The following is an 11,483-nucleotide window of genomic DNA, read 5'->3' on the forward strand; positions in this document are numbered from 1 at the left end:
GTATAAGAGACAGGCCCCCACCCGCCCCCTCGCGGCCATCTCGACAACAGGGCGAACCCGCTTCTGCCCTTGCCCAAGCGTGCCTGAATGAGCTGCGCCAATTGCGTGGAAAACGCCCTGGACGTCAGTAGATTTGATGCCAGCGGCATCAAATCCATGGAGTTCCAACCTACGAACACGTCGGACCAAACTATGAAACTCTTAGGGAAAAGCCGGGACATCTCTTCTAATGAACGTAGACGTCAATGGATTTGATGCCACTGGCATCAAATCTACTGATGTCTCCATAATTAGCCCTCTTAAACCAAACCGAACAGACCACATTCAGCTTTTTAGCTGCCCTTGACCCTCATCTATCGCAACGTTTCCGTCCAAGCTTATGCGAGGACAACACCGTGGCCGATCACTATCAACTCAACCTGGGTTCATTGCGCAGCAGTATCACCCTGACTCTGCACACTCACCACGCCGCCCGTATCTGGCAAGGTCGGACCGCACGCGAAGGCGTCCACTCGATCATGGGTATGGCTGGCTACATCAGCGTCACCAACCTGATCAAACAAACCGCGGCCCAGGACGATCCTTATGCCGACTGGGCCATAGTGCAACTCGAAGAAAAACTTATACAGGCCAAGGCAGGGATGCTGGAACTGACCCAACAGCTGGACCGGATCAGACAGGACCTGCCGACCCAGATCGACATGAGTGACAACCTCAACATCCACCCTGTCACCTTGCCGTTGTACATCGGCAGCCAGCTGGGTTTTCTGGCGGTCTATCTGCTGACCGACTACGACACCCTGGTGCGTCGTACCCTATTGGCCCATCACACCGCCTTGATCGGCCGCGTCGACATGGAAGCCTGGATCGACGACGGTGCCCATCTGCTGCGCAGCCTGTTCGGCCAGGCGCAGCGTTATCGGCATGCCGGCGTCACGCGCGATGACATGGCGGCGAACAACGCCCGGGCCATTGCGGCCATCGAGAAATTGGGTTTGCCCCCGATGGACATCCTTGAGGGTATTCGTCGCTCCCAGTTCGCGCCGCCAATCATTCGTCGTGGTGCTGTGGCAGTGGATGACGCTGACGCGTTGGCAGAGGAAGCGGGAGAGCCATCTGCGACAGTGGATGAGCTGGAGGACGAAGTATGAATCTCCTAACCTCGGCTCAACCAATGCCCTTCGAAGCGTTGACACAGGATGCCTATCGGCAGCTCGAACACGCAGCCTCCCTAAAAGGCCTTTTAAAACCTTTTAAGGGTAAGGGGGAGTTGGAGCAACTGGCGCAGATGGCGAGGGAAATCGAGGCGCAGTTATGTGACTTGATGGAGGCTGTTGTACAGCAAGCCGGACAGCCCCCTTACTCACTGCTGGATATCCGATTGGTGCTGCAGAACACCAGCGCTGGCAGCACCTTTTTGCGTTGGCGCACCCGTGACTTTGCCCGTATGGGGGTCTCGGTCTGGGAACGCCAGGTCTCCAACAAAATCTTGCCGCAGGTCGTACGCGAGGGATTGCGCCGTTTCGAATGCAATCGCATCGCACTGAACCTACAGATGAGTGTGGTGCATTCGCTCTACCGCCAGGCCACGACCTGCGCGATCAAAATGGACAGTGCCGAACGGCTGCTGCGCCAGTTCACAACCGCAGTAGAGGTATCACGATGAGTACTTTTTTTGTCGGCGAAGGCAATATCGGCAGTGCGCCAGAGTTCCAGGAATTTCCGTCAGGCAATGACGAGCCACGGCGTTTGCTGCGGCTGAATGTGTACTTCGACAACCCCGTGCCACGCGAGGGCAGCTATGAAGATCGAGGCGGCTATTGGGCGCCGGTTGAGCTCTGGCACCGCGAGGCTGAACACTGGAGCACGCTGTACCAGAAAGGTATGCGCGTGTTGGTCGAAGGCCGCACCGTGCGCGATGAGTGGGAGGACAGCGAAGACAATGCGCGCGTGACCTTCAAGATCGAGGCCCGTCGAGTGGGCATCCTGCCCCACCGAGTGCACAGCGTGGTCATGCGGGAACGATCCAGTGAGCCGGCGGCATCTGCGACACACGTCGGGCAAAATACAGAGCAGGCCAGTTCAGCTACGTCGAAACCCAGAAAGCGCAGAGGACAGCCACCGTCGGACTGACGGACTGACTTCAGGCATCAAAATTGCGCCTTTGCGCGAAGTTGCTGGCCAGTTATTACTCGCTGCTCGTGAAGACCCACCCTGTTGCCCACGTTACAACAAGGTAGCAGCCTCGGCCCATCCAAGCCTGCCCTCACCGACTAATATGAGGAATCCGCCATTCGGGTTTCTCATATCTCGCAACTGCTGTTTCCAACAACTCTGCTCCGAACTCAATCCGGAGTAGTTCTATGCGTCTCTTCCTCTGCGAGAAACCTTCCCAAGGTCGTGATATCGCCAAGGTTCTCGGAGCCAGCCGGCGCAGCGATGGCTGCCTGATCGGACCCGAGACAACCGTCACTTGGTGTATCGGCCATCTGCTGGAGACAGCCCCACCTGAAGCTTATGGTGAACAATTCAAGAGTTGGTCGTTGGATCATCTACCGATCATTCCCACGCAATGGAAGGTCGAGGTCAAACCCAAAACTGCGGCACAATTCAAAGTCATTAAGCGCCTGCTCAGTGAAGCGTCCACGGTCGTCATCGCGACCGACGCCGACCGCGAAGGTGAAATGATTGCCCGCGAGTTACTGGAGCTTTGCAAGTATCGAGGCCCCGTTCAGCGCCTCTGGTTGTCTGCACTCAACGAAACATCAATTCGCAAAGCACTGTCCTCGCTGAAATCCGGTCAGGAGACCTTCCCACTTTATCACTCAGCCCTCGCCCGCAGCCGCGCCGACTGGCTGATCGGGATGAACCTCAGTCGCTTGTTTACTCTCCTCGGACGGCGGGCGGGTTACGACGGCGTATTGTCGGTTGGACGCGTCCAGACACCCACTTTACGTCTGGTGGTCGATCGAGATCGCGCGATTGCCAGCTTCGTCTCGGAGCCCTACTGGGAACTGGAGGTGCACCTGTCCTCCATGGGGCAACCATTCATCGCGTCGTGGTCACCACCCAGCTCAGGGCGAGACGAGGCCGGTCGTTGCCTGCAGCAGGCGCTTGCTCATCACGCGGTCCAAGCGATCTCTAGCATTAAGACCGCCACAGTACTCTCGTTGCAGGCTGAGCATTTCCGAGAATCGCCGCCCCTGCCCTTCGACCTGAGCACGCTGCAAGAAGTCTGCTCGCGCAAGCTGGGGCTCGGTGTTCAGGAAGTCCTGAACATCGCCCAAGCCCTGTATGAAACCCACAAAGCCACCAGCTATCCGCGTAGCGATTGCCGCTATTTGTCAGAGAGTATGTTCAACGAGGTACCCACGGTATTCGATGCCCTGCTCAAAACGGATCCCGCGCTGCAGCCCGTAATCGGAAGACTCGATCGATCACTGCATTCACGTGTGTGGAACGATGCCAAGGTCTCCGCGCACCACGGCATCATCCCCACCATCGAGCCGGCGAACCTGGCGCGGATGTCCGAACAAGAACGCCAAGTCTACGAACTGATCCGTAGCCACTACCTGGCGCAATTTCTTCCACATCATGAGTTTGATCGAACCCAGGTCGAACTGGAGTGTGGCGAAGAACAATTGACCGCTGTTGGCAAACAGATCCTGGTCCAGGGCTGGAAAGGCTTGCTCTGCGAAAACACCGAGGAGAATGAACCCAGTCATAAGTCCCAAGTCTTACCCGTCTTGCAACAGGGTACTCAGTGCGCAGTGGACGACGTCGAACTCAAGTCCATGCGCACTGCCGCTCCCAAACCTCTCACCGAGGGCGATCTGATCAAGGCGATGAAAAATGTAGCCAAACTGGTCAACGACCCACGCCTGAAACAGAAACTGCGCGACACCACCGGTATCGGCACCGAAGCCACGCGAGCCGGCATCATAAAGGGGTTGATTGATCGCGGTTATTTGCTGAAGAAAAAACGCGCCTTAATGGCCTCCGCAGCGGCCCATACCCTGATCGAGGCGGTACCCGTTGCAGTCGCGGATCCGGGTATGACCGCGATCTGGGAGCAGGCTCTGGACGAAATCGAAGCAGGACGCCTGACCCTGGATGCATTCGTCGCCAAGCAGGCGAATTGGATTGCGCAGTTGGTCGCACGCTGCCGCTCACTTACTTTAGCCATGCCTATCGAAGCCGGTCCGGCCTGCCCCACTTGCAACGCCTCAATGCTCAGGCGAAAGGGGAAATCAGGGCCGTTCTGGTCATGCTCCCACTACCCGGTCTGCAAGGGCACTGTGCCGATCAGAAAAGATGCGCGTAACCCATGACACGCCATTGGAGATCAACATGATATTGGGGACGATGTACGAGTCAGTGCATCATCAACGGCGGCTGATCCCTCTCTAAGTCGCTTAGCGGTTGTCCGATTTCACGGGCCAAGGCGATGCCTGTCGAAATCCATATTTGCCCCAGTTCGTTGAACGCTTTCAGGTGCGCAGGATTTTCGTTGAGCCAATGAACAAGGCTGTCGAAGTGTTCGGGGTTCTCAGGGTAATCATGGATCCTGATGAACAGCTCCAGTGTTCGATCCCAGATCAGATCCATGACGTTCTTGCTCTCCTCTTCCATGCTCAACCGTCCCTCAGCTTGGCCCTATCAGACCGTTCACTCTCACTGGCCACCTCGGACTCTGATTCCTGGAGGAATAGAAGCCACGTCGCATTACACAGCAATTTCAGCCAATATAACAACCCTACAAGTCGATACTCAACCGTTAAGGATGTTCATGTCAATGGGTCTTTGCTCAACCATTTGGGTTGAACTGGAGAACTCATCACTTGGCACATAAACATCCAACCCAAGCCCAAATCGGGCGCATGATCGCGAAGCACCGGACCGAGCGTAATCTGACCCAGGAAGAGGTGGCTGAACGCCTAGGGATCGGCAGTGAAGCCATTTCGCGCCTGGAACGTGGTGTGGTGGAGCTTTCCGTGGTCAAGCTGATGCAACTGGCTGACATTTTCGACTGTCGGATGGATGAACTGCTGACGGAGTCGAGCAACCGCCCCCATGACCAAGGCCAGATGATTGCGGGCTTGCTGAGCGGACTGAAAGAAAACGACCGTGCCTTTATCTTGGCAACCATCGAACAATTGGCCGCTCATCTTGGCAACAAGTGAGCTCATTCGCTCGCATTCGCTATAGGGACCGCTGGGTGCGTCCTCTGCCTTGACGTGCTCCCACCCTCTCTGCTGTAGTGCCTCAGGATCATCGCCAACGGCAACCCAAGACCGATTCGCTCCGGGTAGCTCGGTCGGACTCTTAGAGTTCGGAGCCTTCTCTTCTACGGGATTTCGTTCCCGTTTTGTGCTCGACCTGATCACGGTGGCGGATGACCACTGTTGCCTCTACCCGGCAATAGTGGTCATCCGTCTCGGCGATCGTATTCAGCCCCGGAGCCCACCGGGGAAACACTGGGCACCCTTTGTGCGCGGATGCGTGCCAGCATGTTCCGACCCAGGCCACGAAAAGGGTCGGTTGGCGAATCATGATGCAGTTAAACCAAGCTTTGCGAGGAGCTTGTCGACTGCACAAGACCGTCAAAGGTGGCTTTTCTGTTCCTCGCCTGGCGCCCCGTCAGGCTCACTCTTCATTTTCTTCATTCCAGTGACTGCCACTGAGTTCCGGCCATAAAAAACTGCGTTGCAGCGTCTTGACGCTCCCCTGTAACGGGCTTATACAAAGGCGTGGTTCGCTGTCGTTGACAGCCCAGCCCAGGTAGCCAGAACCTTCAAGGCTACGCCACGTTCGTGGTGGTTTACCCAAGTGTGATCAGCGTTCGGAAGCTCGCACGGTTACCGCCTCAGCGGTGATGAATGCCCACTACCCCAGGTTTGCGGAGCACTACCGCAGACGTTCCTCTGCTGCATCGCTATTCCCCCAGACGCAAAGTTCTGCTCGTCATCGGCTTGCCGGTGCCAAGTCCTTCATCGCTCGCCTTCACCTTACCCACCCTGACGGGGGCTCACTTCCCCGTCAGGGCCTGTGCGTCGCCGTTCCCCTTGAAACAGGAGAACCACCATGGCCCACGCCAACCAATCCCAAGAAGCGACCACTTACTTCAACCTGCACACCGTCGGTATCGGTTACCTCAATCGTGTTCGTGAAGTCCAAGTCCGCCGCGGCCAGCCATTCATGGCCTGCGATATCGCCGCCCTGCACGGTGCCACCGATGCCGTGGAGTACACCCGCTTCGACTGCAAGGTCGCTGGAGGCGAAGCTGAACGTTTGATTCGTCTCTATATGGACGCGGTCAACGCCGAGAAAAAGGTCTTGCTGTCGTTCCGTATCGGCGACCTGTGGATCGATCCGTTTCTCTATGAGAAAGGCGATAAACAAGGCCAACCGGGCGCCAGCCTGAAAGGTCGTTTGCTGTTCATCGACTGGATCAAGGTCAACGGCACGTTCGAGTACAAAGCGCCCGCCAGGCAGGAAGCAACAGCACCTGCTGAGCAAGCGCCAATCAGTAAGCCATCCCCACCATCAGCTGATGCCGAAGCTGAGGAGATCGAAACCCCAACAGAGGCTCGGGTCGAACCTGAATCTCCAGCTGCTCACCGCACGGCCCGCCGTGATGCCTCCCGTACCGATCAGTCTGTCTGAACGGCCCACGATGTTCCTCATCAAGGCGCTCCCCCGAGCGCCTTTTCTTCAATCCGCACAGGAGAACCAATATGGAATCCTTCTGGCTTTGCGACGACTGCCTGTTCGCTGCGGCTTACGAGGACTACAGCACATTATCGCTGTATCACTCGCAGGATGAGGTCGAACAACGCATCGCCGCGTTACATCGTGGACTGGTTCGGTTGATGCCCATCAGTGCCGACTTTGATCCCGCAGCCGACTGGGGAATAAAAGCTTTTTCCCCATTGCCCTGCGACGGCTGTGGTTCGCCCCTACACGGTCAACGCCACCGATTCACCCGGCTGTAAACAGCGCGTCATCGGCTAACGCCCGTGACTCCACACCCACCTCGGGGACACCACTCCCCTCGGGCGTGTACCCCTGATTGTTCCCTTCGGAGGTACCCCCATGAACACCCAACTCTCACTGATTGAAACCTTGGATGTCGAGGCTGATCGTATCATCCAAGAAAACCAAGTGATCGACGAAGCGCTGCATATTCTGGATCGTCGGCTGTTCACCCGCGGCCCTAACCTGACGTCACCTGACGCCGTGACCTCATACCTAAAACTGCATCTTGCGCCACAAGAGCATGAAGTCTTCGGTGTGATTTTTCTCGATACCCAGCACCGCGTGTTGGCGTTCGAAGTGCTCTTTCACGGCAGCATTGATGGGGCCAGCGTTTACCCCCGCCAAGTCGTTAAGCGCTCCTTAACGCATAACGCTGCGGCCGCCATTTTTGTTCACAACCACCCCTCAGGTTGTACGGAACCCAGCCAGGCGGATCGCGTCTTGACCGCACGGTTGAAAGAGGCCTTGGCCTTGATCGAAGTGCGCGTACTGGATCACTTCATCGTGGGTGAAGGTCGTCCGCTCTCCCTTGCCGAACATGGCTGGCTTTAACCCTCACAGGCGTCTTCGGGCGCCTTGTTCATTTTCATTCTGGAGAACTCTCATGAGCCCCGTCCCCCAAGCCCCAGCCCTGCTGATGGCCTCAAACCCGTTTGTTCGCGGTTACGACAACCTTCGTATCGAACGGCTGCTACTGATCACCTACGAAGACGACTGCCCTCCCTGCTTTCGACCCGTGCACGACTCACAGGCCCATCTGCCCGACCATGAGCTGCAACTGTTCCCCTGCCTGTTCAATGACGATTTCGCCTTGATCAGCGAAGGCCAATCTATCCCAGATGAGTTGGATGAACGCTGCCCGTCCACCGGGCTGGTGCGCCAAGTGATCTACGCCGTGATTGGCGAAATGTTCAACGAGCAGCATCACGTCAGCGATCTGTACGCCCTGGAAGAAGCCCAGGCCATGGTCCACCGCTTGAGTTTCGAAACGGGACACTACAGCCGAGCCTGGGAAATCAGCACCGCACACCTTCCCGACGAAGCGATGCTTTATCTGGAAGGGTGGGTCAGTCACTCCGCTCCGAGGCAAACCGGCCTATTGTTTGAGCTTTTACCGTTGCCGGATTGCCACGGCATCGGTTGCAAACTGATCGGCACACCCTGGACCGACGCTAACCTCTTGAAGATTGAGAGCCGTCCTTACTCTTCGTTGAGGCAAGAGCAACTCGATGCCGGTACGCCAGTAGCGTTGATCGAGGTGCTGTACCTCGCGGCATTGGCGGATGTGCGATTGTTGATCTTCGACCCCGACGCTACCGTCTTGGATGGGCTCGCCATTTTCGATGAATAGCAACGTGTTCATCGTTAACACGACCCACCTTGAATCAACTTTCTCACTGAATCGCTCCTTCACCTCATGTCAGGTTCTGCACTGAATCTAACATGAGGTTTTTTCCATGGAGCGTTTTTTCACGCCTGTCTGCCTGCTGGGTTTGTTGAGCGCCTGCACCGCACCAATCCCCAACCCAGTGCCGCCCCATCCAGAGATCGACAGTGGCTCCAATCGAGCCCAGTACTTGAAGGGCGCAGCCGAAGGAAGCCATCCGGGAGATCTCCGCTATGGCCGCTATACGCTGGTCAGCACCGAGCCCACCACGGAGCAACGCGATCTTCTCGCCCAAATCATTGACGTGTACATCCCGTCCAGCCTGAGCCCTTCGGTGCAGGATACGTTGCAGTACGTATTGCAACGCTCGGGCTATTCGCTCTGTCCTGCCACCGAGCCAGTGAAGGTGCTTTTTACCCGGCCTCTGCCCGCAGCCCATTACCGGCTCGGCCCGATTTCTTTGCGCCGCGCGCTGCACGTGCTCGCTGGCCCCGCCTGGCAACTCACGACCGACGAAGTCAGCCGTTCGGTCTGCTTCGAACAGCAGAAAACGGAGGCCGGCGTCGCGCTGATCACACCCGTCTCGCCCCATCTGTTGGAGGCACGCCCATGAAAGCCTCAACGTTTCAAACTCTCATCATTGGGCTGCTTTGCTTGGCGGTCGCCGGCCTGAGCGGTGGTTTGTATGACCAGTATCAACGCGTGGCCGAACTGCAGAGCACGAACACGCAATACCAACAAACCCTGGACCCCCTGCAACGTGATGCAAACGCCCTCAAGGATGCACAGGAAAAACTGCAGTACGCGCTGAAAGACCTGAAGCAGATGGTCGATACCGGTGAGCAACAGGCCAATACCCTCGACCCCATGCTGGATCAATGGGCGCAAGAATTACAGGAACTGCGCGACGGTCTGACAGCCCGCGCCACCGCAGCGGACATGACAGCGCTACGCGCACGCCTTGAGCACGTCGAGCAGCAGCTCGTGGAGCTCAAGACCCAGCCATCAACTCCACCATCGACGTCTTCCGTGGCCAAGCCGAAACAGACCGCTCACCCCAAACCCACCCCGCTCTCGCCGCCGTTTTCAGTGTTGAGTGTCGAGTCCCGCGGTGGTGAGCGCTTTCTGGTGGTCGCTCCTCATGACAGTCGCTCGCTCATGGATGTTCGGCTGCTGCATAGCGGCGAGCAGCTCGGAACTTGGCACCTGAAAGTGCTGGAACCGAACTCAGCCATCTTCGCAGTGGCGGCTCAGCCAGACCAGACCGTGCACCTCCCTTGAGACGCAATCATGAACAGAGCGCTACTGCCCACCGTCGTCTTTCTCATTTCGCTACTGAGCACAGGAGCAGCGATGGGCAATCCCATGACGACACAGTCACGGACCCAGGACACGCAGTCCGCTCCCCTGGGGCGCTCTGACTCTGAACAGGCGGCGAGCTGGGGTCTGACGGAGCAGGAGTGGACGCGCTTCGAACAGATCCAAGCCGGCCCGCGCGGTTTCTGGAGCCCGAACCTCGATCCGTTGACCGCACTCGGGGTCGAAGCCCAGACCGACCAAGAGCGCCAGCGCTATGCCGAATTACAGGTAGCGCTGGAAGCCAAACGCGCCGAGCGCGAGTTGGCTTACCAAAACGCTTACACCGCGGCCTGGACCAAGCTGTTTCCCGGGCTGCTGCCGATCCAGGGCATGGCGTCCCCACCCCCTGCCAGCTCATCGGTCATGCCGCGCCAGGCCCTGTTTGTGGAGGACCACTGCCAGGCGTGCACCGACGAAGCGCAGCGTCTGCAAAGCAGCGACACGGCGTTCGATATCTACCTGGTGGGCAGCCAAGGCCAGGATGAACGCGTCCGTAGCTGGGCTCGGCAAGCGGACATCGATCCGGTCAAGGTCCAACGCCAGCAGATCACCTTGAACCATGACCGTGGTCGCTGGTTCAACCTGGGTGCCCCGGGGCCATTGCCTGCCACATTTCAACAGGTGAATGGACAATGGCAACGCCTCGACTGAGTGGTATTGCGCTCATGCTGACAATGCTCGCCGTCCAGGCTGACGAACTTCCGCCTCCTGCCTACCAATTGGCGGCGCATGACGCCGACATCCCTTCTACGGTGCTGTTCGCGATTGCCCTGCAGGAGAGTGGTATCCGCGTCCGTGGTCGACTGCTGCCCTGGCCTTGGACCCTGAACATCGCCGGAACACCCTACCGCTTCGCCACTCGCCAGGCCGCCTGTCACGCCTTGCTTCAGGCGCTCGCCCTGCATGACTCCAAGCGGGTCGATGTCGGTCTTGGACAAACCAACCTGGGTTACCACGGGCAACGTTTTTCCAGTCCCTGCGAAGCCCTCGATCCCTACCGAAATCTCGCCGTAACCGCCGCGCTGTTGCAGGAGCATCACGCCGCCACCGGTGATTGGGTGTCAACTGCCGGACGCTATCACCGCCCGGCAGGAGGAGCGCCGGCCGCACGTTACCGCGCAGGTTTTTCCCGGCAACTCGAACGGTTGCTGGCTTCCTTCGAACAGGGCACATCGCCATGAAGCCCATATCTCTTACCTGTTATTTCCTCCTGCTCTTGGCACCGTTCGCCCAGCCGGAGCTAACCATAGCTGGGGGGCAGCCCAGCGACTTCACCCGGCCCCATTTTCAAGTTTCCAGACCGCCAATAAACAACAGGACCCAGCCTGATCGGGCCATGCATGCGGACCTGTCCACGTTTGCCGATGAAGCCTGGATACTGCCCGTCCGCAGCTCTCACTTGAGCCCCGGCCAGATCACGTCTCGCGCCCTGAGCATGCCGGGCTTACAGCCATTTTTCCTGGTTGGTGACGATCCCCAGTCGCTGACTTGGCTGCGTCAACGCGCTCCTGAACTGCAGGAAATGGGCGCGGTGGGCCTCGCCGTCGAAGTGGTCGATAATGAAGCCCTGGCCCGGATTCGAGCAGCTGCTCCAGGCATCACCATCCTGCCGGTCAACGGTAACGACATCGCCACCCGCCTGCAGATTGAGCACTATCCCGTCTTGATCACTGCCACCTCACTGGTACAGTGAGTCCAG

At 58.0% G+C, this 11,483-nt stretch carries 15 protein-coding genes; 14 read left to right on the forward strand and 1 reads right to left on the reverse strand.

The features are described from left to right. Nucleotides 1-395 precede the first annotated feature (395 nt). The 4 genes from KGB27_RS08600 to KGB27_RS08615 all read left to right on the forward strand — a co-directional run bounded on the left by KGB27_RS08600 (nucleotide 396) and on the right by KGB27_RS08615 (nucleotide 4,331). On the forward strand, nucleotides 396-1,151 hold the full coding sequence (locus KGB27_RS08600) for a PFL_4669 family integrating conjugative element protein (RefSeq protein ID WP_223553934.1): 756 nt from the start codon (nucleotides 396-398) through the stop codon (nucleotides 1,149-1,151). Then, entirely contained in the window at nucleotides 1,148-1,666 is a 519-nt protein-coding gene (locus KGB27_RS08605) for a DUF3158 family protein (protein WP_223553936.1), read from the forward strand. The genes KGB27_RS08600 and KGB27_RS08605 overlap by 4 nt, the downstream gene beginning before the upstream one ends. Further along, nucleotides 1,663-2,133 carry a single-stranded DNA-binding protein gene (locus tag KGB27_RS08610; protein ID WP_223553938.1) on the forward strand — a complete coding sequence of 157 codons (471 nt, stop codon included), beginning with the start codon at nucleotides 1,663-1,665 and terminating at the stop codon, nucleotides 2,131-2,133. Before KGB27_RS08605 ends, KGB27_RS08610 begins: the two co-directional genes overlap by 4 nt. 230 nt (nucleotides 2,134-2,363) lie before the next feature. Further along, nucleotides 2,364-4,331: a DNA topoisomerase III gene (locus tag KGB27_RS08615; protein WP_223553940.1), complete on the forward strand. Its 1,968-nt coding sequence runs from the start codon at nucleotides 2,364-2,366 to the stop codon at nucleotides 4,329-4,331. A gap of 43 nt (nucleotides 4,332-4,374) precedes the next feature. Here KGB27_RS08615 and KGB27_RS08620 read toward each other — a convergent pair whose 3' ends face one another. Then, entirely contained in the window at nucleotides 4,375-4,632 is a 258-nt protein-coding gene (locus KGB27_RS08620; protein ID WP_133076199.1) for a hypothetical protein, read from the reverse strand. A 209-nt stretch (nucleotides 4,633-4,841) separates the two neighbouring features. On the opposite strand from KGB27_RS08620, the gene KGB27_RS08625 reads away from it, so the two are divergent. The 10 genes from KGB27_RS08625 to KGB27_RS08670 all read left to right on the forward strand — a co-directional run bounded on the left by KGB27_RS08625 (nucleotide 4,842) and on the right by KGB27_RS08670 (nucleotide 11,477). Then, nucleotides 4,842-5,183, forward strand: coding sequence for a helix-turn-helix domain-containing protein (locus KGB27_RS08625; protein ID WP_223553943.1), 342 nt, complete (start codon nucleotides 4,842-4,844; stop codon nucleotides 5,181-5,183). A 901-nt stretch (nucleotides 5,184-6,084) separates the two neighbouring features. Then, entirely contained in the window at nucleotides 6,085-6,666 is a 582-nt protein-coding gene (locus KGB27_RS08630; protein WP_223553945.1) for an STY4534 family ICE replication protein, read from the forward strand. A 71-nt stretch (nucleotides 6,667-6,737) separates the two neighbouring features. Then, nucleotides 6,738-6,995 (forward strand): hypothetical protein, encoded by a 258-nt coding sequence (locus KGB27_RS08635; protein ID WP_223553948.1) that lies wholly within the window; start codon nucleotides 6,738-6,740, stop codon nucleotides 6,993-6,995. Between the two features lie 100 nt (nucleotides 6,996-7,095). Beyond that, nucleotides 7,096-7,590 (forward strand): RadC family protein, encoded by a 495-nt coding sequence (gene radC, locus KGB27_RS08640; RefSeq protein ID WP_223553950.1) that lies wholly within the window; start codon nucleotides 7,096-7,098, stop codon nucleotides 7,588-7,590. 52 nt (nucleotides 7,591-7,642) lie between these two features. Continuing rightward, nucleotides 7,643-8,389, forward strand: a complete 747-nt coding sequence (locus KGB27_RS08645; protein ID WP_223553952.1) for an ABC transporter substrate-binding protein — start codon at nucleotides 7,643-7,645, stop codon at nucleotides 8,387-8,389. Between the two features lie 106 nt (nucleotides 8,390-8,495). Further along, the gene (locus tag KGB27_RS08650) at nucleotides 8,496-9,038 is read left to right on the forward strand and encodes a PilL N-terminal domain-containing protein (RefSeq protein ID WP_223553954.1); all 543 of its coding nucleotides are present in this window, start codon (nucleotides 8,496-8,498) and stop codon (nucleotides 9,036-9,038) included. Then, entirely contained in the window at nucleotides 9,035-9,706 is a 672-nt protein-coding gene (locus tag KGB27_RS08655; RefSeq protein ID WP_223553957.1) for a chemotaxis protein, read from the forward strand. The genes KGB27_RS08650 and KGB27_RS08655 overlap by 4 nt, the downstream gene beginning before the upstream one ends. Nucleotides 9,707-9,715: 9 nt before the next feature. After that, the gene (locus tag KGB27_RS08660; protein ID WP_223553959.1) at nucleotides 9,716-10,435 is read left to right on the forward strand and encodes a TIGR03759 family integrating conjugative element protein; all 720 of its coding nucleotides are present in this window, start codon (nucleotides 9,716-9,718) and stop codon (nucleotides 10,433-10,435) included. Continuing rightward, nucleotides 10,417-10,965, forward strand: coding sequence for a lytic transglycosylase (locus tag KGB27_RS08665; protein ID WP_223553961.1), 549 nt, complete (start codon nucleotides 10,417-10,419; stop codon nucleotides 10,963-10,965). The genes KGB27_RS08660 and KGB27_RS08665 overlap by 19 nt, the downstream gene beginning before the upstream one ends. Continuing rightward, the gene (locus tag KGB27_RS08670; protein ID WP_223553964.1) at nucleotides 10,962-11,477 is read left to right on the forward strand and encodes an integrating conjugative element protein; all 516 of its coding nucleotides are present in this window, start codon (nucleotides 10,962-10,964) and stop codon (nucleotides 11,475-11,477) included. The genes KGB27_RS08665 and KGB27_RS08670 overlap by 4 nt, the downstream gene beginning before the upstream one ends. Nucleotides 11,478-11,483 lie beyond the last annotated feature (6 nt).

The sequence above is a fragment of the Pseudomonas sp. BF-R-01 genome (assembly GCF_019946615.1).
GTDB classification, from domain to species: Bacteria; Pseudomonadota; Gammaproteobacteria; order Pseudomonadales; family Pseudomonadaceae; genus Aquipseudomonas; species Aquipseudomonas migulae.

Excerpts from the sequence above, each read along its gene's own strand:
- KGB27_RS08620 (WP_133076199.1), bottom strand. The coding sequence starts at position 4,632 with ATGGAAGAGGAGAGCAAGAACGTCATGGATCTGATCTGGGATCGAACA.
- KGB27_RS08615 (WP_223553940.1), top strand. The coding sequence starts at position 2,364 with ATGCGTCTCTTCCTCTGCGAGAAACCTTCCCAAGGTCGTGATATCGCC.
- KGB27_RS08635 (WP_223553948.1), top strand. The coding sequence starts at position 6,738 with ATGGAATCCTTCTGGCTTTGCGACGACTGCCTGTTCGCTGCGGCTTAC.
- radC (WP_223553950.1), top strand. The coding sequence starts at position 7,096 with ATGAACACCCAACTCTCACTGATTGAAACCTTGGATGTCGAGGCTGAT.
- KGB27_RS08630 (WP_223553945.1), top strand. The coding sequence starts at position 6,085 with ATGGCCCACGCCAACCAATCCCAAGAAGCGACCACTTACTTCAACCTG.
- KGB27_RS08660 (WP_223553959.1), top strand. The coding sequence starts at position 9,716 with ATGAACAGAGCGCTACTGCCCACCGTCGTCTTTCTCATTTCGCTACTG.
- KGB27_RS08670 (WP_223553964.1), top strand. The coding sequence starts at position 10,962 with ATGAAGCCCATATCTCTTACCTGTTATTTCCTCCTGCTCTTGGCACCG.
- KGB27_RS08645 (WP_223553952.1), top strand. The coding sequence starts at position 7,643 with ATGAGCCCCGTCCCCCAAGCCCCAGCCCTGCTGATGGCCTCAAACCCG.
- KGB27_RS08605 (WP_223553936.1), top strand. The coding sequence starts at position 1,148 with ATGAATCTCCTAACCTCGGCTCAACCAATGCCCTTCGAAGCGTTGACA.
- KGB27_RS08665 (WP_223553961.1), top strand. The coding sequence starts at position 10,417 with ATGGCAACGCCTCGACTGAGTGGTATTGCGCTCATGCTGACAATGCTC.
- KGB27_RS08655 (WP_223553957.1), top strand. The coding sequence starts at position 9,035 with ATGAAAGCCTCAACGTTTCAAACTCTCATCATTGGGCTGCTTTGCTTG.
- KGB27_RS08650 (WP_223553954.1), top strand. The coding sequence starts at position 8,496 with ATGGAGCGTTTTTTCACGCCTGTCTGCCTGCTGGGTTTGTTGAGCGCC.
- KGB27_RS08610 (WP_223553938.1), top strand. The coding sequence starts at position 1,663 with ATGAGTACTTTTTTTGTCGGCGAAGGCAATATCGGCAGTGCGCCAGAG.